At 70.4% G+C, this 25,899-nt stretch carries 18 protein-coding genes; 6 read left to right on the top strand and 12 right to left on the bottom strand.

The window, feature by feature from the left end; genetic code table 11:
• The first annotated feature begins 258 nt into the window (after positions 1 to 258).
• Positions 259 to 1,353 (top strand): DUF5925 domain-containing protein, encoded by a 1,095-nt coding sequence (locus OG878_RS30835; protein ID WP_328889803.1) that lies wholly within the window; start codon positions 259 to 261, stop codon positions 1,351 to 1,353.
• 120 nt (positions 1,354 to 1,473) lie between these two features.
• Here OG878_RS30835 and OG878_RS30830 read toward each other — a convergent pair whose 3' ends face one another.
• On the bottom strand, positions 1,474 to 1,848 hold the full coding sequence (locus OG878_RS30830) for a GntR family transcriptional regulator (protein WP_328889802.1): 375 nt from the start codon (positions 1,846 to 1,848) through the stop codon (positions 1,474 to 1,476).
• Between the two features lie 69 nt (positions 1,849 to 1,917).
• Here OG878_RS30830 and OG878_RS30825 point away from each other — a divergent pair, with 69 nt between their 5' ends.
• Positions 1,918 to 2,838 carry a GNAT family N-acetyltransferase gene (locus OG878_RS30825; protein ID WP_328889801.1) on the top strand — a complete coding sequence of 307 codons (921 nt, stop codon included), beginning with the start codon at positions 1,918 to 1,920 and terminating at the stop codon, positions 2,836 to 2,838.
• Positions 2,819 to 3,334, top strand: a complete 516-nt coding sequence (locus OG878_RS30820; protein ID WP_328889800.1) for a DUF402 domain-containing protein — start codon at positions 2,819 to 2,821, stop codon at positions 3,332 to 3,334. The genes OG878_RS30825 and OG878_RS30820 overlap by 20 nt, the downstream gene beginning before the upstream one ends.
• Here the strand turns inward: OG878_RS30820 and OG878_RS30815 are convergent.
• From OG878_RS30815 to OG878_RS30805, 3 genes are all read right to left on the bottom strand, one after another.
• Positions 3,331 to 4,809 (bottom strand): trifunctional class I SAM-dependent methyltransferase/NUDIX hydrolase/VOC family protein, encoded by a 1,479-nt coding sequence (locus tag OG878_RS30815; protein WP_328889799.1) that lies wholly within the window; start codon positions 4,807 to 4,809, stop codon positions 3,331 to 3,333. The genes OG878_RS30820 and OG878_RS30815 overlap by 4 nt on opposite strands.
• A 35-nt stretch (positions 4,810 to 4,844) precedes the next feature.
• Positions 4,845 to 5,324, bottom strand: a complete 480-nt coding sequence (locus tag OG878_RS30810; RefSeq protein WP_328889798.1) for a GNAT family N-acetyltransferase — start codon at positions 5,322 to 5,324, stop codon at positions 4,845 to 4,847.
• A 651-nt stretch (positions 5,325 to 5,975) separates the two neighbouring features.
• Positions 5,976 to 6,545, bottom strand: coding sequence for a dienelactone hydrolase family protein (locus tag OG878_RS30805; protein ID WP_328889797.1), 570 nt, complete (start codon positions 6,543 to 6,545; stop codon positions 5,976 to 5,978).
• Positions 6,546 to 6,651: 106 nt separating this feature from the next.
• Between OG878_RS30805 and OG878_RS30800 the strand changes: the two genes are divergently transcribed.
• Positions 6,652 to 7,176 (top strand): ArsR/SmtB family transcription factor, encoded by a 525-nt coding sequence (locus tag OG878_RS30800; protein WP_328889796.1) that lies wholly within the window; start codon positions 6,652 to 6,654, stop codon positions 7,174 to 7,176.
• Between the two features lie 1,297 nt (positions 7,177 to 8,473).
• Complete coding sequence (locus tag OG878_RS30795; RefSeq protein WP_328889795.1) at positions 8,474 to 9,520, top strand: lytic polysaccharide monooxygenase auxiliary activity family 9 protein; 1,047 nt, start codon at positions 8,474 to 8,476, stop codon at positions 9,518 to 9,520.
• Here the strand turns inward: OG878_RS30795 and OG878_RS30790 are convergent.
• From OG878_RS30790 to OG878_RS30775, 4 genes are all read right to left on the bottom strand, one after another.
• Positions 9,517 to 10,410, bottom strand: coding sequence for an esterase/lipase family protein (locus OG878_RS30790; protein WP_328889794.1), 894 nt, complete (start codon positions 10,408 to 10,410; stop codon positions 9,517 to 9,519). The two genes, OG878_RS30795 and OG878_RS30790, sit on opposite strands and share 4 nt — an antisense overlap.
• A gap of 190 nt (positions 10,411 to 10,600) precedes the next feature.
• The gene (locus tag OG878_RS30785; RefSeq protein ID WP_328889793.1) at positions 10,601 to 11,608 is read right to left on the bottom strand and encodes a DNA polymerase Y family protein; all 1,008 of its coding nucleotides are present in this window, start codon (positions 11,606 to 11,608) and stop codon (positions 10,601 to 10,603) included.
• Complete coding sequence (locus OG878_RS30780) at positions 11,605 to 15,111, bottom strand: DNA polymerase III subunit alpha (RefSeq protein ID WP_328889792.1); 3,507 nt, start codon at positions 15,109 to 15,111, stop codon at positions 11,605 to 11,607. Before OG878_RS30780 ends, OG878_RS30785 begins: the two co-directional genes overlap by 4 nt.
• Positions 15,112 to 15,306: 195 nt before the next feature.
• A complete protein-coding gene (locus tag OG878_RS30775) occupies positions 15,307 to 16,392 on the bottom strand; it encodes a S1 family peptidase (RefSeq protein WP_328889791.1) in 1,086 nt (361 codons plus the stop codon).
• A 352-nt stretch (positions 16,393 to 16,744) separates the two neighbouring features.
• Here OG878_RS30775 and OG878_RS30770 point away from each other — a divergent pair, with 352 nt between their 5' ends.
• Positions 16,745 to 17,620, top strand: a complete 876-nt coding sequence (locus tag OG878_RS30770) for an alpha/beta fold hydrolase (RefSeq protein WP_328889790.1) — start codon at positions 16,745 to 16,747, stop codon at positions 17,618 to 17,620.
• Positions 17,621 to 17,698: 78 nt separating this feature from the next.
• On the opposite strand, the gene fxsT is transcribed toward OG878_RS30770, so the two are convergent.
• From fxsT to fxsA, 4 genes are all read right to left on the bottom strand, one after another.
• Positions 17,699 to 21,637, bottom strand: coding sequence for an FxSxx-COOH system tetratricopeptide repeat protein (gene fxsT / locus OG878_RS30765; protein WP_328889789.1), 3,939 nt, complete (start codon positions 21,635 to 21,637; stop codon positions 17,699 to 17,701).
• On the bottom strand, positions 21,621 to 22,976 hold the full coding sequence (gene fsxC, locus OG878_RS30760) for an FxsC protein (protein WP_328891441.1): 1,356 nt from the start codon (positions 22,974 to 22,976) through the stop codon (positions 21,621 to 21,623). The genes fxsT and fsxC overlap by 17 nt, the downstream gene beginning before the upstream one ends.
• 209 nt (positions 22,977 to 23,185) lie before the next feature.
• The gene (gene fxsBH, locus OG878_RS30755; RefSeq protein WP_328889788.1) at positions 23,186 to 25,480 is read right to left on the bottom strand and encodes a radical SAM/SPASM protein FxsBH, inactivated beta-hydroxylase extension form; all 2,295 of its coding nucleotides are present in this window, start codon (positions 25,478 to 25,480) and stop codon (positions 23,186 to 23,188) included.
• An 84-nt stretch (positions 25,481 to 25,564) separates the two neighbouring features.
• Entirely contained in the window at positions 25,565 to 25,732 is a 168-nt protein-coding gene (gene fxsA / locus OG878_RS30750) for an FxSxx-COOH cyclophane-containing RiPP peptide (RefSeq protein WP_328889787.1), read from the bottom strand.
• Positions 25,733 to 25,899: the final 167 nt, after the last annotated feature.

Raw genomic sequence — 25,899 nt, 5'->3', positions numbered from 1 at the left:
AACCTCCCTTGGACCGACCAGCAGGATCTCTGCCTACTCAGTGGTAGCAGTCACACCCGCACTGCGGAAGTGTCCATGCCAAGTCGATCGAATGACGCGTTCCCGAAGGCTCCTGAAGACACGTCAGCTCGAAATCCGGTATCCGGTCCGTCCGTGCACGGGGCCCGCGCCGTCAGCTGGACAACGGTGTTCGGCCCGGCCGACGGAAGGTGGCGAAACCTGGGTGCGCCGGGTGCCCCCGTGCCGGATCATGGGCGCATGTCTGCCAACCCTGAGGCCGCTCTGCCGATCCGGCTGACCGTCGACGACAGCGATTCCCCGTCCGACGTCGTCGACGCGCTGTTCCTCGGCCGCTTCGCGACGGGCGAGCAGCCGTACTCGCACAGTTCCTCCCTCGACCGGGTGAAGTCCGGGGCGACGCTCCTGCCTCCGGCTGCCAAGGTGCTGCGCGCCGCCCGCGACGACGACCGCAGCGCCACGCTCGCCGAGGGCGACGGCTGGACGCTCCTCATCTCCCGGTGGAACCGGGGCGCCGACGTCACCGTCACCGCGACCAGCCCCGAACTGGCGCAGAAGGTCCTCGACCAGGCGACCGACGGCGCCCAGGACGAACCGGAACCGCAGCCCGAGAACGTGACGATGGGCTTCTGGTACGTCTCCCCGCGCCGCGGCCCGCACCGCACCACCCGGCAGATCGCCGCAGGCACATGGGACGAGGTGCGCAGCAACTACACGGCGCCGGTGGCCGATGCGATGGACCGGCTGATGAAGGTGACACCGGACGACATCGCGGGCCGGCTGCTCCTGCTGCACGGCCCGCCCGGCACCGGCAAGACATCGGCGCTGCGCACACTGGCGCGGTCCTGGCGCGACTGGTGCCAGGTCGACTGCGTACTCGATCCGGAACGGCTCTTCAACGACGTCGGCTATCTGATGGACATCGCGATCGGCGAGGACGACGGCACGGCCAAGGGCCGGTGGCGGCTGCTGCTCCTGGAGGACTGCGACGAACTGATCCGCGGCGAGGCCAAGCACACGGCGGGCCAGGCACTGTCCCGGCTGCTGAACCTCACCGACGGGCTGCTGGGCCAGGGCCGCAATGTGCTGGTGGGCGTGACGACCAACGAGGATCTGGAACGGCTCCACCCCGCGGTGGTCAGACCCGGTCGTTGCCTGGCCCGTATCGAGGTGGGCTCACTGACCCAGCGGGAGGCGGCGGCCTGGCTGGGCACGGAGGAGGGGCTCGGCCGGGAGGGCGCGACGCTGGCCGAACTGTACGCACTGCGACGGGGCACCGGCCCCGCATCGGTCCCGAAGCAGGACACGGGGGCGGACGCGGGCCTGTACCTCTGAGCCCCCGCGCACGGGCCCCGCCGGCGGCGGAATCGAACGTGGAGGAGGCCTCCCCTGCCCTTGGGGCCATGGGGAGACGGAGGGCGGAACGGCCCACCGGGCGGCCCCGGTCCCCTCGTGTCAGTCCTCGTACGCCACCCGCACCGCGTCCTCCACCAACGAGGCCGCCCGCGCACGGGACAACCCCAGCCGCACCGCCAGCTCCGCATACTCCCGCGCGGCCGCAGCCGCCTTGCGGTCCGCCGCATCGCCCGCGGCGGCGATGAACGTGCCGTTGCGCCCGCGGGTCTCGATCACCCCGTCCGCCTCCAGCGCCCGGTACGCCTTGGCGACGGTGTTCGCAGCCAGGCCGAGCTCCTCGGCGAAGCCGCGTACGGTCGGAAGCCGGTGGCCGACGGGCAGTTCGCCGGAGCGGGCCAGTTCGGAGATCTGCGTGCGCAGTTGCTCGTACGGGGCGGTGCCGGCGTCCGGATCGAGCGAGATCTTCAAGGTCACGCCCCGATTCTCCCCCACCACCGGAAATTCGGAGGCGACCGGGCCGGAACTCCACGTACCGTCCGGCGCATGACTGTCATCGTTCGCGACTTTCTGCCCGCCGATGCCGAGGACTGGGTGCGGGTGCGGCGGGCCGCACTTCCCTACATGGTGACGACACCCGACCAGGTCGGCTTCGAGCTGGCCAACGCCCACCCCGACCGGCGGTACCGGCTGCTGGTCGCGGAGGAGGACGGGGAGATCATCGGCACCGCGCAGGTCGGTATCGCCCATGAGAGCCCGGAGCCCGGCCAGGGCTTCTGCAACCCGTACACGCTCCCCGGCCGGACGGGCCGCGGCGCCGGCTCGCTGCTGGTGCGCACCGCCGAGGAGCATCTGGCCGCGGTGGGGGCCGTCGCCGTCTACACCTGGGTGCTCGACGAACCGGCCAGCCGGGCCTTCGCCGAGAAGCGCGGCTACACACCGAGCCGCTCGGCGCACTTCCTCCACCTCGACCTGGCACACGGCACCCTGCCGTCCCGCCAGGACCCGCCGGCCGGTGTGGAACTGCGTACGGCCGCCGACTTCGCCGACGACCCGCGGCCACTGTTCGAAGCGGACGCCGAGTCCACGGCGGACGAGCCGAGCGACACCCCGGCCGAGCTCACGGACTACGAGGACTGGCTGCAGCACACCTGGAACCACCCCGGTCTGGACCGGGAGCTCACCTCGGTGGCGGTGGTGGACGGCGAGGTCGCGGCGTTCAGCGCGGCGAACACCGACGGTCTGACCCGCTACTGGTCGGGGATGACGGGCACCCGCAGGGCGTACCGCAACCGGGGCCTGGCGAAGCTCGCCAAGAGCGACTCGCTGCACCGGGCCCGCACGGCCGGCTACACGGACGCGTACACCGGCAATGACACGGACAACGGTCCGATGCTGGCGATCAACACCTGGTTCGGCTACGAGATCTGCGCCACGGAGGTACGGCATGTCCGCACGCTCGGTTGAGGTGGCGCTGGTCAAGGCGGGCCGGACGAAGATCAGGTATCCGGCGGACGTCGTGCGCGACGACGGGACCCGGGTGACGGTGACGGCCCCGTGGGCCGCTCCGGGTGTGCGCGACTTCGGCTTCGTACGGTTCGAGCCGGGCGATGTCTTCACCGAGCACTACTGGCGCAACCGGTGGTTCGCGGTGAAGGAGGTCCGTACCGGTGCGGGGACGCTGAAGGGCTGGTACTGCGACATCACCCGGCCCGCCGTACTGCGCGACGGGCACCTGCTCGTCGAGGACCTGGATCTCGATCTGTGGGTGTCGGCGGACGGTTCCTCCGTACTGCGGCTGGACGAGGACGAGTTCGAGGAGAGCGGCCTGGCAGATCGTGATCCGGAGGCGGCCGACGCGGCCCGCCGCGCGCTGGACGAGCTGGAACGTCTGGCCCTGGCGGGCGGACTCGCGGGGCTGCTGGCACCGTCGGACCCGCACGGCGACGACAGCTCGCGCTAACGCACCACCAGCTCCACCTCGTACCCCGCCGCGTCCTCCAGATACGCCGCGCAGTGCCCCTCGCCGCCCGCGTACGGATGACGGTCCGGGAACAGCAGCCGCCAGCCGTGGTCCGGGGCCCGCGCCACCAGCGCGTCCAGCGTGGCCCGGTCCCCGACATGGAACGCCAGGTGGTTCAGGCCCGGGCGGAGCCGGTCGTGCGGCCCCGGGGTCAGGTCGGCGGACTGCTCGATCACCAGATAGCTGTCGCCGCGCCGCCAGCTGCGGCCGCGCTCCCAGCTCTGGTACGGCACATGGCCCAGCTCGCCGAGCAGCCAGCCCCACCCCGCCTCGGCCGCCGCGAGGTCGGGCACCCACAGCTCGATGTGGTGCACCCCGCCGGTACGCTCCCCGGCGGACGGCAGCGGCACCGCGCGGCGGGTGCCGTGCGGCTGGTAGGCCACGGTGTCGCCGTCCTCGTGCCAGTGGATCAGGAAGCGCTCCCCCGCCCGGTATCCGTCGAGCCCGGCACGGCAGTACGCGACGATGTCGTCGGGCAGGGAGTCCAGCGGGAACCACGCGAGTCCGGAGCACTTCTCCGGTTCACGGTTGTACGGCGGGCGGGCCGGATCGTACTCCGCCTCGAAGAACCAGCCGGTCCGCGGAGCCCCGCCGGGACCGCGGTGCTGCATGACCAGCGCGACCCGCAGCTCGTCCGGGTCCAGTTCGACGCCGATCTCCTCGGCGGCCTCGCGGATCATCGCCTCGCGGACGTCCTCGCCGTCCTCCACGTGCCCGGACGGCCCGTTGTACAGCCCGTCCGCGTACCCCGTGCCCGCACGGCGGGCGAGCAGGACGTCGGGGCCGCGCCGGAGGATCAGATGCACATCGACGACCTCGGTGTGCCGGTGCGGCGGTTCGGCACGGGCCACCAGCGCGTAGCGGTCGTCGTCGACCTGTCTGCCCCACAGGTTCGGGTCGTCGGAGAGACGCTCGTGGTGGATGCGCTCGGTGAACGGGGCGAGCAGCCCGGTCAGCTGCTGGGCGGAGAGCCCCACCCCGCCCCACGCCCCTTCGATCAGCAGCAGCCGCCCGCCGGGGCGCAGCAGCCCGAACCAGTGGCGCAGGGCCGCCGCCGGGTCGGGCAGCAGCCACACCACATGGCGGACCATGATCACGTCGAACTGCTGCTTCCCGACCGGCGGTCGGGCCGCGTCTCCGACCAGCACCTCGGCGCCCGTCCCGGCGAGCTTGGCGCGCGCCTGCTCGACCATGCGCGGCGACCGGTCGACGGCGGTGACCCGGTGCCCCTGCCCGGTGACGAGCAGGGCCAGACTTCCGGTGCCGCAGCCCAGGTCGAGAACGTCGGAGCGTCCACCGGGCAGCCAGTTCTCCAACCGCTGCGCCCACGCGTGCCGGACCGCAGGATCGAGCAGTCCGTGGTCGGGCTCGTCGTCGAAGGAGTCGGCGGCGGAGTCCCAGTCGATCGTCGTCATCCGTCGATCCTCGCAGCCACCGCTGACACAGTCGATCAGCCGGACAGCCGGTGGCCGGTCAGCCGCTTGCGGTAGTGGAACCGGTCGTACACGCCCTCCACACGCCGCTCCGTCAGCTCGTATCCGTAGCGCGGATAGATCTTCCGGTTCTCCCACATCAGGGCATTCGTGTAGAGCCGGATCTCGGGAAGGCCGAGGCTGCCGGCGTGCGCGTCGACGAAGGCGAGCAGCCGCCGGCCGACTCCCTGGCCGGCGGCGTCCGGGCGGACGGCGACGGACTCCAGGAACAAGTGGTCCTCGTGCGGAACGAGGACCAGGACGCCGACGACATCCGGATCCCCTGTCACATACACCCGCCCCGCCGCGACATCCGCCGCATGGTCCGCCCGCATCGGTGCGGGGACGACGCCGATGCGCTCGATGTAGTGCCGGTACGCGGCGTCGGTGACGGCTCGCACAGCGGGGACGTCGGCCGGGGTGGCGACGCGGATCTCGTCGGACGTGTCAGCAGTCATGGACGCACGGTACGAGGAACCCGCCCCGGCCCCCTGAGCGGGTCCCTCGTATCCGATCGGCGAGGGCCTTCCTTGACCGGCGCCGGCGTGCACGGGACGGCGCCGTGCCTGGTGCGCGGCCGGTGCACCGCCCAGCCGCAGACTGCGGCCGCCCGGTCCGGGGCCGTGGTGAGGCCGGCCCGGTGGCCGTGTGGTCAAGCGACCCCGCGTGGTGCCTGATCACCCTGGCCGTGCGCACTTTGGACGAATCCAGTGCGCAAGGGATGGGGAAAGTGGCGGTCCCTGAGCACTGGTTGAGCCTCGGAACCCACAGACGTACTACCGGGCGCCACCGCACCAGCCGGTTCGTGCCCGGCGGCGGAGGGGAAAGCGACCGGTGAGGACTCGGCCCCGTACGCCTCTCGCTCCTCCTGCTTCAGGCAGCGGTCGTGTTTCCGGCTCTGACAGCGGGACAGTGGCTCGACCCCGAAGTCGTGGCGCAGGCCGGACACGATACGGTCGCGCACACCCTCGCGGCTGAGCTCTATCGCATGGACGCCTCGCGCCAAAACCCGCTGTACTCGACGTCGAGGAGAGCGCCCGCCACCGGCCGGCGGTCCAGACGTCGCCGATGTCCGGACGAAGCGTCGCCAGGCAGTTCGGCCGCGCCGGTCAGACGGAGGCGAGGAACGCCCGCACCCGCTCCATTAGCAGCGCGGACGCCTCCGGGTCGTACGCGTCGAGCGAGGAGTCGGCGAAGAGGTGCTGGTCGCCGGGATAGACGAAAAGCTCGGCGGACGCCGCGGAGCCGGCGAGCTCGCGAGCGGCCGGCAGATCCTCGTCGAAGAACTCGTCGCCCTCTTTGCCGTGGATCTGCACCGGCACCCCTTCCGGCCACGCCTCCCCGAACTCCGCGACCGGGATACAGGAGTGCATGAGCAGTGCCCCGCGGGCACCGGGCCGGGTCTGTGCGAGCCGCTGGGCGATCGTCACGCCGAAGGAGAATCCCGCGTAGACGAGCTCGGGACCGAGCTCGGCGGCCGCGGCGGCGCCGCGCTCCCGGATTGCGTCGAACCCCGTATCACGCGCGAATCCGAAACCCTTCTCGATGCTGCCGAACGTACGGCCCTCGAACAGGTCGGGGGTGTGCACGGTATGCCCGGCCTGCCGCAGGCCGTCGGCGAAGGCTCGCACTCCGTCGGTCAGACCCTGGATGTGGTGGTACAGCAGCACCTCGGCCATGTCAGCGGCTCCCCTCCCTCATTGATCGACTTTTTTGGAACATTCCGCGATGCTAGTCTGTTCCGCGATGGCACACAATCCCCCGGGCTACGAGCTAGCCGATCGGATGGCGCTGACCGGGCCGGCCCAGGTGAAGGCCATCGGCCACCCGCTCCGCACCACGATCCTGCAGCTCCTCCACGAGCGGGCCGCAACCGTCACCGAGCTCGCGGCCGCGGTCGAGCGACCCAAGAGCACCGTCGCGCACCACGTGGACGTGCTCACCCGCAACGGTCTGCTCCAGGTGGTGCGCACGCGGAAGGTGCGGGCGATCGAAGAGCGGTTCTACGGGCGCACCGCGCGCATGTTCTACGTGGCAGCGGAGCCATCACCCGCTGGCGAAGAGATGCCTGGCGACTTCAACGACTTCGAGGTGGCTGCACGTGAGTCCGCGACGGCGTTCGAGCAGGGAAAGCTCTGGGGGTTCCTCCGGCATGCGCGCATCTCGGAGGATCAGGCCTCTCAGTTCTGGGACCGGATGGCCGAGCTGGTTGATGAGTTCGACCGGATGCCGAGGTCCGGCGAAACCATGTACGGGTTCGCGATCGGCGTCTATCCCACCGACCACCCGACCCTGCCGACAGCGGAGTAACCTGCCCCGGACAGTGGATCTTCAGCACGCCGATGCGGGCGGCGACCATCTACGAGTAATCCGGGCTCCGACGGCAGATGTGCACGCCTTCGGGAGGCGCCCCGCCCGGGCCGTGGTCGATGTTCACGAGAACGGGAGGCACCTCGTCGTCGCTCCCGCCGCCCGGGGTGGAGCCAGCTAGTGCCGTGTCAGGCAGGCAACGTTCGCCCTGTGGATCGGCCCGGATCTCCAAGCGCAGCCCCGTATGTGCCTTCGTCCTGGATGACCTCATCCGACGCCACGGCCGTGCCGCCCTCATGGTGCGCGGCCACAACGCGCCGGCCATTACCACCTACGAACGTCTCGGCATGACCAAACGTCTGTTCGGGGCAGCCCACATCGCGTCTCGGTGACGGCTGACGACCCGCTCCTCCCTGGCGACGGTCCGGTACCTCTACGGGTGCTCCGCAGCAGTCGCCAACCCTCGTCGTCTTCGATCGCACGAACCCATGCCCGCCACGCCACGGGGTAGCTTGACGGCCCGCGGTCGCCTGAGCGATCACCCAGGCGGCACGTCACGTCGCAACAGCGCAACGTTGCCTGAGGCGGCACTAGCGGCTGGACCGCGCCGACTTCAGCGCGCCTCGTATGGTGGTCCGATGTTCGATCGTTTGGAGATCAGGGTGCTGCCGCCGGGGCCCCGGTTCCCTGCCCAGTTGCGGCTCTGGGTCAACGGCGAGGACGTGGTCGAAGGGGCGGTCTACGACGGCGGCCGTGGGCCGTTCGCGGCTGACGTACTGCCTGCGGGCCGGCCCAGCCTCCTGCGGGCGACCAGCGAGGCGCGCCGCCTGGAGCTGGGCGAACCGGAGTGCACTGGCGGTTGCTGCGGCTTCCTGTCCGTTGTCGTGCAGCGGTTCGGGGACATCGTGCAGTGGTCGGACTGGGAGGTTCCGCACGCCCCCACGCCCCCGCCGCCAGAGTTCCACTTTGACGCCGGCCAGTACGACGCCGAAGTGACTCGCGCTGAGGCAGACCGGTGGTGGCAGGTCCACACGTCCCGCTGGGTCGCTCCCGGGGAGCCAGATGGGGAGCCACCCAGCACGACATCAGACGGTCTTCCCCGGACAACCACGGACAGCCCATGCAGCATCAGGGCTGCTGGCAGGGGCCCACCGGTGGACTTTCCTGAGCCCCCTCTTAGATGCTCCTTAAGCGGCCCATAACGATCGCCATGTGCCTCTTCCTGCAGCCTTTTCGGGGCCGATGAGCGGCTAGCTTCTCCCTACCCCGACCGGGATCGCCAAGGAGAGACGCCACCATGACCGTGATCAGGACCGCCCGCCGCAGGACCGCCTCGATCGTCGCGCTCGGCGTGACGCCGCTCGCGCTGACCGGTCTCTGCGCGGTTCCGGCGGCCGCACACGGCTCGCTGACGGATCCCGTCAGCCGGGTCTCCGCCTGCTACGCGGAAGGGCCGGAGCAGCCGAAGTCGGCGGCATGTGCGGCTGCGGTCGCTGCGGGCGGGACGCAGGCGCTGTACGACTGGAACGGGGTCAACATAGCGAATGCTGCAGGGAATCACCGGCAGTTGATCCCGGACGGCAAGCTGTGCAGCGCGGGCAACGACAAGTTCAAGGGGCTCGACCTGCCGCGCGCCGACTGGCCGTCGACGACGATGGCGGCGGGCGCGCACACGTTCCGCTTCCGGGCCACGGCGCCGCACAAGGGCTCCTTCGAGCTCTATCTCACCAAGGCCGGCTACGATCCGACGCAGCCCCTGAAGTGGTCGGATCTGGAGGCGAAGCCCTTCGCCACGGCCACCGAACCGAAGCTGGAGAACGGCTCGTACGTGTTCGGCGGCACCGTGCCGGAGCGTGCGGGGCGCCAGTTGATCTACACCATCTGGCAGCGTTCGGACTCCCCCGAGGCGTTCTACGCCTGCTCCGACGTGGTCTTCGGGGGTACGAACAGCGGTGCCGGTGACGGTGGTTCAGCCGGCGCGTCGCCGGCCCCGACCGCGTCCGCCCCGTCCGAGCAGGAGATCGCGGAGGGTGCGGACAAGTCGTCCGTGGAGCACGGCGGCCACAGTGACGACGACGCCGCCACGGGCGCCGAGGTCACCGCGGCGGCTCCGGCCGCCGGGTCCGCGGCCGGTGCACCGGAAGCGAACGTGTCCGAGCCGGACAGCGCCACCGGCCCGGCCCCGGCGGGCGAGAGCCTCGCCGAGACGGGTGGCGACGGCAGTACTCGGTACCTGGCGATGGGCGGTGCGGCCGCGCTCGCCATGGGCGCGGCCGCACTGTTCGCCTCGGTCCGTCGCCGGGCCGACGGCCCGGCCCGGCGGGGACACCGAGCAGCCTCCTAGCCGAGGACCGAGGCGCAGGTGGTCGGGGTGGCGTGCGCCGGGTCCAGGGCGTTCGCCACCTCGTGGTAGGCGATCAGGTCCACGGTCCCGATCGCCACATGTTCGGACAGGTCGACCGGGCACAGGTCCTGGAGCAGGACGTTGCGCACGTTCGGCCCGCTCAGGTACTGCGTGCGGTACGGGGTCACGACCTCGTCGTACCTGGTCGCGATGACCGTGTACCGCACCCCGGGCACGGTGTCGCCGCCCGCGTTGAGCTTGGTGATGAACGGGGATCCGGCTATCTGGTCGGCGAGGCCGGGCGTGTGGGCGTTCAGCAGGTCTCCGGCGCCCGGGAAGTAGGGCAGCAGGTTCGCCAGCCCGAGGAGGGTGGTGCCGTGATTGTCCGGGGCGAGCCCGACCAGGGCGTTCACCTTGGCCGCGCCACCGAGGAACTTCAGGTAGTAGTTGGGCATCATGCCGCCCTGGGAGTGACCGACGATGTCGGCCTTGGGCGCTCCGGTGGCGGCGAGCACCTGGTCGACGAAGGTGGCGAGCTGGCCGGCGGATTCGTCGATCGGACCGAGGCCGTTGAAGAACGGCACGCCCGGCAACTGCCCGTAGTCGAGCGAGTAGACGCAGTAGCCCCGGCCGACCAGGTACGGGGCGAGGACGAGCCAGTTGTCGATCGAGTTCCCGAAGGTTCCGTGGACCAGGACGACGGGGCGGGGGTGGGCGGCGGAGGGTTTGCAGGAGTAGTCGTTCCAGCCACGGGAGGGAGCTGTGGCGGCGGTGGGGGTGGCTGCGGTGGCGGTCGCCGTGGGGGTGGCGAACGCTGCGACGGCGAGGAGCAGTGCGGCGAGGGTTCTCCACGCACGTGGGGTGCGCGGCGCACGTGTCCGGGGCAGCATCGTGTGGTCTCCTTGCGGCTCAAGGGAGTTGCGATGTCCATGCACCCTGCGGCCCGGACCACAAGTTCTGTACCGACGTTCTATGTGCTCATGCCAAATTACGCGCGAGTAAGGTGGCGAGGGAAGTTACGCGTCGGTAAAAACTGACGCAGCATCACCCAAGATCCTTGACGTCCCGCATGACGGCAGGTCAGGCAGCGAGCCGGCCCGGCATCACGGCCTGCGGACCGAACCTGTCCCGCAGTCGGTCCGCCACCGCCTCGATCCGCCGCGCCCGCTCGTCCACCGGGTCGAACGTCAGCTGATGCGCGGCACGTCCGCGGTCCGTCAGCCCCTCGGCGCGCAGCCCGATCCCCCGTACCCGGGCCCGCTGCAGCCCGAACGAATCATGGATCCGGTACGCGAGTTCGGTGAGCTCCGCGGAGTGGGCGGTGGGCTCGCGGAGCGTACGGCTGCGGGTCAGCGTCGCGTAGCCGGTCCGGTCGGCGTAACGCACGGAGACCGCGAGCGCCCGGCACACCTGCCCGTCCCCGCGCATCCGGGCCCCCAGCTCCTCGGTGAGCGACATGAGTGCACGGCGCTGCCGTTCCGGGTCCAGCTCGTCGCGTGGGAAGGACCGCTCGGCGGCGACCGACCGGGCGGCGGCGTTCGGTACGACCGCCGTACGGTCGATGCCCTGCGCCCGCTCCCACAGTTCGCGCCCGGCCCGTACGCCGGTGATCCGTTGCAGGGTGGCGAGCGGCGCCGCCGCGATCCGGCCGACGGAGTCGAGCCCGTATCCGCACAGGGTACGGGCGGTCGCCGCCCCGACACCGTCCAGTGCGGTGACCGGCTTCGCCGCGAGGAAGGCGGCACCCCCGCCACGGGGCACCACGAAAGTCGTCCCGGGTGCGGCCTGCCGCGCCGCCATCCGGGCCAGCATCGGGTTCTCGGCGGCCCCGATCGCGCAGTCCACCCCGTGCAGGGCGAGCGCACGGACCCGGATCACCGCCGCCAGTCCCGCAACGTCCCGCCCGAAGTAGCGCAGCGCACCGCGCACATCGGCGAGCGCCCCGTCCGGCGGAGCCGCCTCGGCGACCGGGGTGAACGCACCGAGGAGGGCGAGCAGCCCGGTGTAACCGGCACTGTCCGGCAGGCCGCCGCCGACCTTGCGGAACCGCAGGTACAGGATCCCCGGCTCCTCATGCGTATCGCTCATCCCGCGCTCCCCGGGGACTGGTGCCACAACTTCCTTCCGGTGGGGACCCCTTCGCCGGGCGGCTGGAGGTCGGACCAGGGGTTCATCTCGTACCCGGTCGACAGGTGGATACGGCGGCCGTTGTCGGCCGCCCGGCCGTCCGGGGACTCCTCCTGCGCGGCGCTCTCCGACGGGACCTCGGCCAGCCGGGCGGAGACCGCGTCGAGTCCGCCGGTGCTCCGCAGCTCGGCCAGTTCCGCCAGGTTCCAGGCTGCCTCGCCGACCACACTGAGGCTCTGCGGTCCGCGCCGCTGCACCACACCGCGTACCAGCAGCAGCCAGGAGTGGAAGACGGTGTGCGCGCAGGCGGCGTGGCTGTCGTCGAAGAAGGCCAGGTCGACCAGGCCCGTACCGTCGTCCAGGGTGGTGAAGATGACCCGGCGGCCGGACCGGATCGGCGGGGTCTGGGTGGCCGCCTTGGCACCCGCGACCAGCACGGTCTCCCCGTGCCGCGCCTCCCGCAGGCGCTTGGCCGGGACCGCGCCGAGCTCCTTGAGGAACGCGTGGTGATCTCCCATCAGGTGACGGGAGACATCCATGCTCAGTACACCCAGCTCGGCGCTGAGGCGTTCCGCGTCGTTGAGGTCGGGCAGACCGAGGGAACCGGTCTTCCGCCCCTCGCCGAGCGGGAGTTGTGCACCACCGGATCCGGACCTCGTCCCGGTTCCCCGCTGGGCGCGGTGGAGTTCGGTCAGATGCAGCAGCAGATCACGGCGGTTCGTACCGAAGGCGTCCAACGCCCCGACCTGGGCCAGCCGTTCGGCAGCCGGTTTGCCCGGCCGGGCCCGCTGCCAGAAGTCCAGCAGCGAGGTGTAGGGCTGTCCCGCCTCGATCCGGGCGACCTCGGCCTCACTGATGCCGTGGACGTCCGAGAGCGCCAGCCGCAGCCCCCACACTCCGGAACCCTCCCCCTTACCGGACACCAGTTCGATTCGATGGGCTGCCGCCGACCGGTTCACATCCAGCGGCAGCACCGGCACACCGCGCCGGCGCGCGTCCGCGAGCAGCAGCCGTTTCGGATACATCCCCGGGTCGTGCGTGAGCAGCCCGGCGTAGAAGGCCGCCGGGTGGTGCGCCTTGAGCCACGCCGACTGATACGTCGGTACGGCGAAGGCGACCGCGTGCGCCTTGCAGAAGCCGTACGAGCCGAACGCCTCGATGATCTCCCAGGCCCGGCCGACGACTTCGGCGGTGTACCCCTTCCGTGTCGCCCGCTGGGCGAACTCCGCCTTGATCCGGCCCTGCAGTTCGGGGTCGGAGAGCCCGCGCCGCACCCGGTCGGCCTCGTCCCGGCCGCAGCCTGTCATGATGTGGACCATCTCGATGATCTGCTCATGGAAGACGACCACCCCGTACGTCTCGCGCAGCGGTCCCTCCAGGTCGGGGTGAGGGTAACGGACGGGCGCCCGGCCGTGCCGGGCCTCGATGAACGGCCGCACCATGTCGGCGGCGACCGGCCCCGGCCGGAACAGCGAGATGTCGACCACCAGATCGTGGAAGGTGGCGGGCTGCAGCCTGCCGACCAGATCGCGCTGACCGGGCGACTCGATCTGGAAGCAGCCCAGCGTCTCGGCGGACCTGATCAGCCGGTACGTCTCCGGGTCGCCGGGCGGCACGGCGTCCAGGTCCACCTCCTGACCCGAGGCCCGCTTCACCTCCCTGACCGCGTGCGCCATCGCCGACTGCATCCGTACACCCAGCACATCGAGCTTGAGCAGCCCGAGATCCTCCACGTCCTCCTTGTCGAACTGCGCCATCGGAAAGCCCTCGCCGCTGGTGGGCACGACGGGCGTACGGCGCAGCAGTGAGGCGTCCGAGAGGAGCACCCCGCACGGGTGCATGGCGATGCCGCGCGGCAGGGCGTCCAGCGCCTCCACCAGCTCCCAGAGCCTTCCGTACTTCTCCTTCTCCCGTGCCACCTCGCGCAGTTCGGGCAGTTCTTCCATGGCGGCGCGGGCGTCACGGGCCCGGATGTGCGGGAATGCCTTGGCGAGCCGGTCGGTCTCGGCGGGGTTCATGGAGAGCGCGGCGCCGACGTCCCTGATGGCGTGGCGCACCCGGTAGGTCTCGGGCATGGCGACGGTCGCCACCCGCTCGGTGCCGAAGCGTCCGATGATCGCGCGGTAGACGTCGAGGCGGCGGGCGGACTCGACGTCGATGTCGATGTCGGGCAGCACGAAGCGGCGCTTGGAGAGGAAGCGCTCCATCAGCAGTCCGTGCTCGACGGGGTCGGCGTGGGCGATGCCCAGGAGGTGGTTGACCAGGGAGCCGGCCCCGGAGCCACGCGCAGCCACCCTCACCTTCATCTCCCTCACATCGTCGACGACTTGAGCGACCGTCAGGAAGTAGGTGGCGAAGCCGTGGTAGTCGATGATGTCCAGCTCGTGGTGCATCCGCTCCCAGTAGTCGCGCCTGCGGTCGTAGCCGCGCAGCACCATGCCGGCGGCAGCGCGGGAGGCCAGCACGCGCTGGGCGGTGCGGTGGCTCGCGCCGACGAGATGCGGTTCGGGGAAGTGGACGGCGCCGAGGCCGAGGTCGCGCTCGGGCTCGACGATGCAGGCGTCGGCGGTGCGCCGGGTCTCCGCGAGCAGCCGCGCTCCGCCGTCGCGGCCGAGTCCGGCGGCGGAGGCGATCCGCCCGGCCGCCTCCCGCATCGCGCGGTCGTCCTTGAGCCAGCGCTCACCGCTGTCGAACGGGGCACGGCGCGGATCGACGGGGACGAGCCTGCGGGCCGCGTCGAGCACATCGGCGACCGGGCCCTGCCCGGCGTCGGCGTACCGGACGGCGTTGGTCAGCACGGCCCGAACCCCCTGTTCGGCGGCGAAGCCGACGGTACGTGCGGCGAGCCGCAGCGACCCGGGTCCGGTGCCCTCGCGGCCGTGGTGGACGGCTTCGAGGCGCAGGTCGTCGCCGTAGATCTCCCGCCAGGGCGCGAGCAGCGCGGCCGCCCGGTCGGGGCGGCCTGCGGCCAGCGCCCTGCCGACCTCGGAGGCCGGACCGAGCAGCACGGTGAGCCCTTCGGCGGGCAGCGCGGACCGGTCGACCAGGGGCTGCCCGGTACCGGTCCGCAGGTCGCCGGTCACGGCATGCGCGGCGGTGACGAGCCGGCACAGCTCCGCCCAGCCGCGTGCGCCGTCCCGGGCGAGGAAGGTGACCCGGGGCGCCGATTCATCGACAAAGGCACCGCCACGGACCGGGGTCCGCAGCCGATGCGTACGCCCGCTCCCCCGCGGACGCTCCGCACCCTCCGCCTCCACCGCGAGCCCCACACCGAAGAGCGGCCGGACCCCGGCCCTGCCGCAGGCCTTGGCGAAGCGGACCGCGCCCGCGAGGGTGTCGCGGTCGGTCAGCGCGAGGGCATCCATCCCCCGCTCGGCGGCGCGTTCCACCAGCCGTTCCGGGTGCGAGGCCCCGTAGCGCAGGGAGAACCCGGAAACGGTGTGCAGATGCGTGAACCCGGGCACCCGCACCTCCTGGACCGATCCGTACTCACCACCCCCTCACCTCCACCATAGACCAAGTTTCGAACATTCGTACGATACTCGGAGTGCGGGTCATCTCCCCCCGGCCTCGCTCGGTCACCCCGGTCATGCCTGTCGGCCGGGCCCGAATCCGGACCCGGCCGACGAGTGGGGGCGGCGCCCCCGGAACCTGCCCGGTCAGCCGATTTCGGCCCCGAACGCCGCCAGCGCCTCCGGCACCGGCTGGAAGAAGGTCTCCCCGCCCGAGGTGCAGTCGCCGCTGCCGCCGGAGGTCAGGCCGATCGCCTTGTCGCCCGCGAAGAGCGAGCCGCCGCTGTCGCCCGGCTCGGCGCAGACCGTCGTCTGGATGAGGCCTTCGACGATGTCACCGTTGCCGTAGTTCACCGTGGCGTCGAGAGCGGTGACCTGGCCGTCGTGCACCTGGGTGGTGGAACCGCTGCGGGTCACCGTCATGCCGACGGTCGCTTCGGCCGCTCCGGTGATCGGCTGGGTGGACCCGTTGTAGAGGTCGACCTCACTGGGGTGCGGCGTGTCGGAGGTGTACTTCACCAGCCCGAAGTCGTTGCCCGGGAAGTCGGAGCCCGCGTTCGTACCGATCTCCGCGCCGCCCTGCGCGTCGGACCAGCTGCTGATCGCCTCGGTGCAGTGCCCCGCGGTCAGGAAGTACGGCTCACCGTCCTTGACCACGTTGAAGCCGAGCGAACAGCGTCCGCCGTTGCCCCAGATCGCGTCACCGCCCGCGATGAACGGCTTGAACTCCCCGGCGGACTTCTTGAGTTCGGCCTTGCCGCCCAGCGCGTCGACGACCGCACCGAGTCTGTCCCAGGCCGCGCCGTCGACCGTACGGTCGGCGGTGACGATCACCTTGTTGCTGACCGGGTCGACGGCCCATGAGGTGCCGGGGATCGTGGCCTTGGCGGTGAGGGTCTGCCGGACCGACGTCAGCTCGGCGAGCGAGTTCGTCACGACCCTGGCCCTGCCGCCCGCCTGCCGCACCTGCTCGGCGGCGGCCTGGTCGACCACGTTCACGACCAGGTTCTTCGACGTGGCGTCGTAGTACGAGCCGGCCGCGTCGTTGCCCAGATCCCGCCCGAGAGCGGTGGCGAGCTTTCCGGCCGCGTTCGCTGTCAGGGTCCGGACCGTGAACTGCGGTACGTCGTCACTGGCGTTCGCACTCTGGAACGTGATTCCCGCTGCGACCAGGGCGACAACGGCCGATCCGGCCATCACCGCACGCTTCCTGGATATGCGTCGATGCTTCAACTTCAACCTCCTGTGGGGCCGCATACAGGCAAGTGGGGTGCCTGGATACGGAGGATGGAGCCGCCCACTATTCCGACCGGAAAGATCGCACACAAGGTCGACTTCAGGACGCACACACGACATCACCGTTTCACCCCGCCCCGTTCACCTCCCCGAAGTCACACCATGTCGGTTCCTTTTGCGAACACCCCGTGCAATCGATCGGTCGGCAATGGGTGAGGACTGGACCTGTCCGGTACTCGCTGTTGATTTACCTCAATTGACGTTCCCCATAGCGACTTTGATGGGTCATCATCGAATCAGCAGGAAAAGTCGGGCACTCGGTGCCCGCACGAAGCGAAGGAGGCGCGGAGTGCGCAATCGGGTGCGCGCAAAGGACGGGCGGCATCTGATGGTGGAGCGTCTGGGCGACCCACGCGGCAGACCGGTCTTCCTGCTCCACGGAACTCCCGGCAGCCGGCTCGGTCCGGCCCCGCGCGGCATGGTGCTGTACCAGCGCAAGACACAACTCATCACCTACGACCGGCCGGGCTACGGCGGCTCCGACCGGCTGCCGGGCCGCTCCGTCGCCGATGTCGTCGAGGACGTACGGGCCATCGCGGACCACATCGGGCTGGACCGGTTCGCCGTGGTGGGCCGCTCCGGCGGCGCCTCGCACGCCCTGGCATGCGCCGCGTTGATGCCCGAGCGGGTGACCCGTACCGCCGCACTGGTCGCCCTGGCACCCTGGGACGCGGACGGCCTCGACTGGTTCGACGGGATGGCCGCCTCCAATGTGCTGGCGTACACCACGGCGGCGGCCGACCCGGACGGGCTCGCGGAGTCGTTCATCTCCCGGTCCGCGGTCATCAGACAGAATCCGGTGCGGCTCATCGACGATCTGCGCCGGGAGCTGACCGATTCCGACAGGATGGTGGTGAACGATGCCGGGGTCCGCTCTCTGCTGCTGAACAACTACCGTGAGGGGCTGCGTACTTCCGCATACGGCTGGATCGACGACGCCATCGCGTTCAGTCATCCGTGGGGGTTCGACCCGGCGGACATCAAGGGTCCGGTCATGCTCTGGCACGGCGAGAAGGACGTGTTCTCGCCGGTCGGCCACTCGCGCTGGCTGGCTGAACGCATCCCGAACGCCACCGTCGTGCTGGAGCCGGCGGCCGCGCACTTCGACGCGTTGCACGCACTCCCCCGGATTCTCAACTGGCTGCTGGACACACCCGCCGGCTGAGAGGCGGGGCCGGGAGCGTCCGGTGGTGGCCGGACGCTCCGCGGCGCCTCCTGTTCGGGCAGGAACCGCTCCCGCGGCTCACACCGCGAGCGGCTCCAGCTCGCGCTGGAACCGGCTCTCCTCCCTGGCGATCCGGGTCAGCGGATGATCGTCGCCGAGCTGCCCGGACAGTTCCTCGACCGCCTCCGTCCTGACCCTCAGCGCCTCGCTCTTGCGCCCCATCGCATCGAGCGTGACCGATACGTTCGCCATCACCGCCAGGGTCTCCGGATGATGCGCGCCGAGAACCTCCCGGAGCTGTCCGGCCACGCGTCGTTCGGTCGTCAGCACGATCTCGAGATCGCCGTCCTGCTCGGCGGTGGCGTTGGCCAGATTCATCACACTGAAGAGCGTGTTGGGGTGCTCGGGGCCGTACACCTCCCGCATCGTTGCGACCACCCGGGTCAGTACCGCCACCGACTCCTCCGCCGCTCCCGCTCCCGAGTGGTAGACGCCGAGGTTGTTCAGGGCGGCCAGCGTGTACGGGTGCCGTTCGCCCGGCACCTTCATGTACTGGTCGACGACCTCCTGCGCGGCGTCCCTGGCTTCGGTCGGCTCACCCGCCGCGAACAGGTCGGCCGCCATATTGAGGTCGCAGGCCAGCGACTCGGGGTTCGCCGAGGTGTATTTGGCCCGGTACCTGGCACGGGTGGCCACGGTGAGCCTCCGGGCGTCCTCCAGTCTGCCCGCCCTGCGCAGTGACACCGCGAGGCTCTTCGCCGCGCTCAGTGTGCCGGGGAAGGCCCGCCCCAGCGTCGCCTTGTAGCTGTCGTACGTGCGGCTGAGGATGGAGACGGAGTCCTCGTACCGCCCGACGTCACGCAGGTCGCGGGCCAGGTTCATGGCCGAGGACAGGCTGTACGGATGCTCCGGACCGAGCACCTCGACACGCCGGTCGTACACGTCCTGGTCGATCTCGCGGGCCCTGGCGTACTGGCCGACGACCCGCAGGGTGAAGGCCAGGTTGTTGGCCGCTGCCAGCGTCCTCGGGTGGGAGTCGTGGAAGATCTGGCTGAACCCGTCGGTGGCTTCCGTCGCCAGCTCGATCGCCTTGCTGTACTCCCCCAGCGTGCCGAGGTCCGTCGCGAGGCTGCTGGTGCTCATGTACGTGTGCGGATGCTCCGGGCCCAGTATCTCCCGCTGCCGGCTGAGAGTGATCTCGTCGAGCTCCCTCGCCTCGACGTAACGGCCGCGCGAGCGGTAGATGTTGGAGAGGTGGAAGCAGAGGTACAGGTACTGGATGTCCCGCTCCCCCAGCGTCTCCTTCCAGATGGCGCGCAGTTCCTCGCAGAGCGTGGTGGCCGTCCTGAAGTCACCGCGCTTCCAGAGATAGCGGACCCGGTCGATCAGGAGCCTGCGGGCCTCCGGCTCCTTGCAGTTGCGTGCGTCGGACGGGCCGAGGTGCGGCCAGATGGTGGCGAACTGCGGCCAGGTCGAAGGGTTGTCGATCGGCTCGTCGTCATCGGGCCGGGCGCCGGCCAGAATGCGGTGCACGACATGCCGGGCGTCCTGCTGCTCCTCCTCGCTGAGCTGTGCCCGGATGACGGCCTGGACGAGCCGGTGCACCTGGATGGAGTTGGAGACCTGGTCGACCTTGGCGAGGGCGAACCGGCCGATCTCCCGGATGACCCGGCCCAGCACCAGCTTCTCCTGGAGCGAGGCGTCGTACGGCTTCAGCGCCTCGATCATCTCCTTGCTGTACAGGAGGTTCCCCGAGATCGGCTCGGGGGCGAAGAAGGCACAGAGCTGCAGCAGCCGCACCGCGGCGGGCGAACGCTCCTTGAGGCGTTCGATGGAGATGTTCCAGGTCGCGGCGACCGGTTCCGGGTAGCCGGCGGGCTGGTTGAGCGCCAGGACCTCGGGGGCCTGCTGGGCCAGCTGCTCCAGGTAGGTGTCGATCGGGGTGGCGGTCTCCGCGATCCAGGCCGCCGCCTGTTCGACGGCGAGCGGCAGGTCACCGACGGCGGTGGCCACCTGAGCGGCGTCCTCGTCGCTCAGCCCCGGGGCGCGGCGCTGGAGGTGTTCGATCGACTCCTCGCGCAGGAAGACGTCGACGGGCAGCGCGTCGCCGTGCTGGGACCATGCCTGGTTCCGGGAGGTGACCAGGATGTGGCCGGAACCGCCCTGCGGGAAGTAGCGCCTGAGCCGTTCGGGGTCGTCGGCGTTGTCGAAGACCAGCAGCCAGCGGTCCGAGGGCACACCCCGCCGCAGCAGGTCCACGGCCTCCTGGGAGGCTGCCGCCATGTCGTCGCCGCCCTGCGCACCGAGCCGGACGGCCAGCTCGGCGAGTCCGGCCACCACGTCGTCGATCTGCTCGGAGGATATCCACCACACGAGGTCGTAGTCGGCCATGAAGCGGTGCACGTACTCCAGGGCCACCTGGGTCTTGCCGACGCCGCCGAGCCCGTACAGCGTCTGCGGCTGGGGCAGCACCACGGCCATGCCGCCGCCGAGCTGGTCGCGCATCCGCTCCAGAACGAGGGAGCGGCCGGTGAAGCCGGGGTTGCGCGGCGGTGCGTTCCAGATCCTCGGGACAGTGCCGGGGAAACGCGGTCCGGGCGAAACACCGTCGGTGAGCTGGACGGGCCGGTCCAGGGCGCGCAGCAGTGCGGTGGTGGCGTGCACCTCGTCGAGCCGGAAGAGGTCGACCGGATTGCGGTCGATGTACGGCGCGGACAGCCGTACGTCGCCGACCCTCAGCGGCAGCAGTTGGCGTCGGCCGGCGCCCGGGTCCTCGGCGACGGCCCGGTCCCACAGGTTCACCGCGCGCTGGGACTTGAGGTAGGCGCTGGAGAGCAGCACCACGGTGCGGGCCGCGTTCTCGGCGACGGCGGTGACCGGTTCCCGGGTCTCCCGTTCGGCGGATACATCGCGCGGCACGACCCGGAATCCGGCCCGGGTGAGGACGGATTCGATCCAGTCGGCCCACATCCGGTTCTCCGCCACATAGCTGAGGAAGAGATCGGCGGGCAGTGCGGGCCTGCGCCGGGTGAACGCGTCGCGGATGCGCAGCCGGACCTCTTCGGCGACCGGGGGCATCGAGGTGATCTGCTGGTCGGTGATGACGGAGGTGAGCCGTTCGAAGGCGGAGAGCAGCGAGTTGGTGAGACCGGCCTCGTCGCCGAAGGTGGCGAGGGTCTCCTCGTAGGCGTAGTAGGGGCGGTACGGAATCTCCACCGCGCCCCAGTAGGCAGTGAGTTCGTCACCGGACAGGTCCCGTGGCAGCCGGTCGAACTTCAGCCGGGCCAGCGCCCGTCCGGCGTCGGCCTTCTCCTTCTCGCCCTCGTCGATGCGCATCGGGACGGGGAAGATGGAGATGGGGCGGCCGGTGTAGCGCTCGGAGATCTGCCGCGCGACGGAGGCGGCACCGTCGATCGACTGATCGCTGAGCGTGAAGCAGTCGACGAGCACATCGGGCAGATGAACGGTGCAGATGTCGGCGATGTCGCTGAGGCCGGTCCGGCTGTCGATGAGGACGTAGTCGTAGTTGGCCTTCATGTCGTCGCGCAGGGCGTCGAAGAAGTGGCCGCCGCCGAGCCGGTCGTAGAAGTTGTCCCAGTCGAACGTGGAGACGGTCGCGGAGTACTCACGGTTCTGCCGTCCGGCGGAGACGAAGTCGAGCGTTCCGCCCTGCGGGAACTCCCAGCCGAGTGCCTCGGGGGTGAGCGAGACCGCGTGCGGCTGGATGCGCGCGTAGTCGCGGTGCCAGTCGTCGGCGCGCTGGACCGGGCTGGTCGCGGCCCAGGCGTACTCGGTGATCAGGTCGATGACACCGGTGGTGGCGCCGAGTGTCGACGGGTCGAGGAACGGGTGGAAGAACCGGTGGAGTCCGGGTGCCTCCAGGTCCCAGTCGACGGCCAGCACCCGTTTGCCGTTGGCGGCGAGAATCCAGGCGGTGTTGGCCAGGGCCATGGTGCGCCCCGTGCCGCCCTTGTACGAGTAGAAGGTGACGATGCGTCCGTCACGACTGGCCGTCATCCGTGTCCTCCGCATCCGTCGCAGGGTGGTGTGTCTCCGGTATGAAGTGCGTCTGCGCCATCGGGCCCATGAGCCGGGTCCGTTCGGTGTGTCCGCCGCCTGTCGCAGGTGGGTAGACCGCCGCGTGTCTCAGGTACTGCTGGGCTGCCACTTCGACCACTTGCGGCAGGATCTGGCCGAAGGCCTCCATGCTCGGTACGCCTCTGGCGGCGGCGCGGCAGTAGGCCCGCCCCTGGCGCATCTTGGTCGGCATGGTCTGCTCGAGTTTCTCGGTCAGTTCGGCCTCCGCAGCCCGGCTCTGGGGGTCCTCACGGTTCCACGGCACGACCATCGTCACCCAGGGGCGGTTCTCGGCGTCGAAGGCGGCGAGCCGCCGGCGCCGGTCCTCGTCCTGCAGGGCCCAGCGGTCGACGAGCAGGATCTCCGGTCTGCTGGGGGGCTGTTTCCCCTCCGGATGTCCGGGCTCCTCGTCGAAGGAGGCGATGGTGGCCTGGTAGTTGAGGGAGCGTACGAGGTCCTCGGCGACATAGGCCAGCGGCCGTGCCGAGGCCGGGTGGTAGGGGTTCCAGTCCTGCGGGGTGTCGCCGTAGTAGTCGGCGCTGCGCCCTTCGGGGAGGTCGTGGCGGGTGGCCGCCGCGATGGTCACCTGCATGGGGCGGGGGCCGGCCACTCCGCTGCTCGGTGAGCCGAAGGCGCTGGGGGCGAGTCGGTAGTCGACGGGTCGGCCGGTGCCGATCCGCATGGTGTCGGCGACGTTGACGATGCGCTTGGCGAGTTCGTAGACCGCGCGCTCGTACTCCTCGGCGAAGAGCCTGAGCTTGATCAGTCCGTACAGTCCGTCGCTGACGTACCGATCGCCGAAATCACGGTGGTTGAACTGTAACCGCTCGGCCGGGCCCGGTAGTTGACTGGGCGGAACCGGCACCCACAGGGCCGGGACGATGGCCTCGGCGGGCTGGTTGTGGCGCGCCCGGTAGTGGATGGCGCGCTGGGCGAACGCGTACCACTCCTTGCCGCACATCTCGCTGGCGAAGTAGCGCGGCGAGAACAGCGGGACGAACACCCGGCAGGTGGCGAGCACCTCGCCGAGCCGTTCCGACCAGCCCTCGCCGGAGCGTATCTCGCGGTCGATGAACCCGGCGGGCGCGCCCGCGGGCAGGTCGGTCATGGCCATCACATGGCCGCAGAGATCCTGGAAGAGCCGCTCGACCCACATATCGGGGTCCGTTCCACCGCCGTACCCCGGTGTATGTGCATAACTCAAGAAGAAGTACGGCCGATGGTCCGCCGCTCGCTGCTGCGTTGTTGCGTGCACACGACCCCCGTCCTGTGTGAGCACCCGCACCCGAGGCGTGAAAGGAATGCGAGCGAATTCATCATTCCGGAGCGGACCTTGCTCCACCCCCATGACGTTCGGTCATTCAACGCCACTTTTCGGTCATCCGTTCCCTGACGCAGTGGATCGCGTCCTTGATCCCATTCGCTCGCGCTTCGTTCCCTCCCAGTTGTCCCGTACGTGCCGGAGTCCGGGCCGGACCGGATCCTGCGTCAGATCTCCTTTCGCATCAGGTCCAGCACCTGCTTTCCGCTGACGGTGAGCTCGGCCGCACGCTCCAGCGTTTCGAGGGCCTGCGGCACACCGTCGAGATAGTGCGACTCGAATGCCCCGAGCGCCACCCGTTCGTACGTTTCGGCCAGCAGCCGGGAAAGCGGAACCGGCTCTTCCCTCCAGGGCATTCGATGCTCCCAGGAGCCGTCCGCCGCGTAAAGATCCGTGACGTCCAGAAGCGCCCGCAGCTTGGCCCGGCGGAAGCCGCGCACCAGCGTGAGCGGCCACTGGCCGGCGCTTTCGTCCGGCCGGATGCCCAGTGCGCCGTATCCGTGCCGCCCCACCGAGGGCTCCCCCGGCGGCAGGCCGGTCAGCGGCGTCAGGGTGGTGAGGCCGTCCGCCATCTCGGCCGCGTACCGCGGTGCGCGCCGCACGATCCGGGCCCAGGCGCTGCCGAGCGCGGCGCTCAGCCGTCCGGCCTCGTCCGGCCGCAGCCCGGCGGCCGGGCGTGCGGTGAAGCAGCCGCGGTACGGGTCCAGGTCGTCGAGCACCCAGTCGGGTGCGGAACCGGGTGCGGGACCCGGCCCCGAGTCGCCTGCCGAGCCGGGCGCGCCGCCGCCGAGCCGGCGCACCGGCAGCCAGCCCCGGCCGGCCTCCCCGCCCCGCACGATCCGCCGTTCGAAGGAACTGTGCCCGCCGTCACCCGCACGGCGCACCAGAAAGCCGTCCTCGGTGGCCCGCACCCCGACTGTGCCGGCCTCCGGCCCGTCGATCCGCAGCGCACCGAGGCCGGGAAGGGCGAGCGTGCCGTCCCGGTACGCCACCGGTACGGCCAGATCGAGCCCGGCCAGGACCGCGGCGGCCGCGACGTACGACGAGAGGCGCCAGGCGATCCTTCCGGCGCCCGGCCGCTCCTCGTGCACGGCGGACAGCGCGTCATGCAGCCAGCTGCGGGCGTAGGGGTGGGCGAGCGCCTCGTCCAGGCCCCGCGACCCCTCCTCGGAGCCCTCGAACGTGGCCGCCAGCTCCCAGGCGGCCGCCCAGTGGTCGCCGCCGCGTCCGTCGAGGTCGCTGTGGAGCAGGGCGAGCATGGTGCGTGTGAGGTCCTGCTGAGCGACGGCCAGCTCTACGGGCTCCGCCACCGCGGGCGGTACGACGGAGGCCGCCGTGCGCTCCTCGATGCCGAGCACCAGGGCCTTGAGATCGTCGCAGTAGACGGACGGGTGATCGAACAGCAGGGTGGGATCGACGGCGCCCACCGACTTGTAGCGGTGCGTGTAGAGACCGCCGCCGCACGAACGTACGACGGGGCAGCTGCGGCAGGTCTCGCTGACACCGTCCAGACCGAGCTGCCGGGCCCGGACCCCGGGATGGGCCGCGACCTCGTCGAAGGCGTGTGTGAAGACGTCGAACCCGGTGGCCGCCGCACCCTCGTAGGCGCTCTTGAGCGAGTCGACCTGCTCCAGCTGGCCATCGGTCTCGACGACGACGAGGTCGGTGGGGGCGAGTCCGAGGGACTCGGTGAGACTGGGACCACCGCTCAGGGTGGACAGGACCGAGGAGAAGAGCCTCACCGGTACCGGACGCCCCTGCTCCTGCCAGCGGTCGAAGACCGCGAGGAGCCAGTCGGCATAGGCGGTGCGGGAGCCGTCCGGACGCGACGGCGGCTCGTCCCAGGTGGCGTGCGGCAGGAGGAAGTCGATGAGCGGCGGATCGAGCTCGACGAGGGCGTCGAGGACCGCACGCGGGTCGTTCTCGATGTCGATCGTGCACAGGAGCCCGAGGTTGAGATGGCGGTAGCGCTCCTGACGGAGCAGCTCGACGGCCTTGAGGACCAGGGGATGGCTGCTGCGTCCGTCGGCGAACCGGCGGTGCCGGTCGTTGGCCTCGCGGTCGCCGTCGAGGGAGATGCCCACCTTGACGTCGTACTCGCTGAAGAGGTCGAGATAGCGGGGGCTGAGCTGCAGACCATTGGTATGGATGCGGAGATCGAGCTCGGCGACGCCCTCGAAGGCTGCGGTGAGTTCTTCGCAGATGCGCCGCAGTCGCGCGGGGCCCGCCAGTAGTGGCTCCCCTCCGTGCAGGATCACTGACACGGAGGGCAGTGCATGTGTCTTGGCATGCTCAGCCAGGCGCCGAGCAGTCCGGAAGATGACTTCGTCAGAGATTGTTTTCGGACGGGTACGCCAGCTCTGATCTGCATGTTCATAGACATAGCAATGGTCGCAGGCAAGATCGCACCTGCTGTGAACCTTGAGAACGATTTCGCGGAATGGGACCAGGGGTCCAGTCATTCCACCAGTCTAGCCAGCCCGAAGGGGTGACCAGCTCTTACGGGCCCAAAGGGGTGACCCGTCCGGTCAGCCCGAAGAGGGTGCCTAGAGAGCCGAGTTGAAGGTCGATGCCTGGGTCGCGCGACCGGTGGGAGCGGCGGACACCCGTCCGAGCTTCCTGGTGGCTTCTTTACCGCGCGCGTCGATCTCGGCGAGCGGCACACGGCTCTTCTTCGCGACGGCGAAGGAGAGGGAGGATTCAGAGGTCTTCACGGCCGTCCTTGATGGGATTGATCCGGACACGGAAACTGCACCGGCCAGCTGCACCATTGCAGTGTCCGGCGGCACGACTTTACTCTCATGGCCTCGGTTGGCAACTGAGGACGTCCTCTTGCAACGCGAGCGTCACGTGAGACTGCCCGAGACGCAACGGAACCAGC

The sequence above is a fragment of the Streptomyces sp. NBC_00316 genome (assembly GCF_036158715.1).
Lineage (GTDB): Bacteria > Actinomycetota > Actinomycetes > Streptomycetales > Streptomycetaceae > Streptomyces.
This window is presented reverse-complemented; position numbering and strand designations above follow the sequence as displayed.

Bases quoted from the DNA above. Each gene is read 5' to 3' on its own strand.
- OG878_RS30835 (WP_328889803.1), top strand. From the start codon at position 259: ATGTCTGCCAACCCTGAGGCCGCTCTGCCGATCCGGCTGACCGTCGAC.
- OG878_RS30825 (WP_328889801.1), top strand. From the start codon at position 1,918: ATGACTGTCATCGTTCGCGACTTTCTGCCCGCCGATGCCGAGGACTGG.
- OG878_RS30820 (WP_328889800.1), top strand. From the start codon at position 2,819: ATGTCCGCACGCTCGGTTGAGGTGGCGCTGGTCAAGGCGGGCCGGACG.
- OG878_RS30815 (WP_328889799.1), bottom strand. From the start codon at position 4,809: ATGACGACGATCGACTGGGACTCCGCCGCCGACTCCTTCGACGACGAG.
- OG878_RS30810 (WP_328889798.1), bottom strand. From the start codon at position 5,324: ATGACTGCTGACACGTCCGACGAGATCCGCGTCGCCACCCCGGCCGAC.
- OG878_RS30805 (WP_328889797.1), bottom strand. From the start codon at position 6,545: ATGGCCGAGGTGCTGCTGTACCACCACATCCAGGGTCTGACCGACGGA.
- OG878_RS30800 (WP_328889796.1), top strand. From the start codon at position 6,652: ATGGCGCTGACCGGGCCGGCCCAGGTGAAGGCCATCGGCCACCCGCTC.
- OG878_RS30795 (WP_328889795.1), top strand. From the start codon at position 8,474: ATGACCGTGATCAGGACCGCCCGCCGCAGGACCGCCTCGATCGTCGCG.
- OG878_RS30790 (WP_328889794.1), bottom strand. From the start codon at position 10,410: ATGCTGCCCCGGACACGTGCGCCGCGCACCCCACGTGCGTGGAGAACC.
- OG878_RS30785 (WP_328889793.1), bottom strand. From the start codon at position 11,608: ATGAGCGATACGCATGAGGAGCCGGGGATCCTGTACCTGCGGTTCCGC.
- fxsT (WP_328889789.1), bottom strand. From the start codon at position 21,637: ATGACGGCCAGTCGTGACGGACGCATCGTCACCTTCTACTCGTACAAG.
- fxsBH (WP_328889788.1), bottom strand. From the start codon at position 25,480: ATGACTGGACCCCTGGTCCCATTCCGCGAAATCGTTCTCAAGGTTCAC.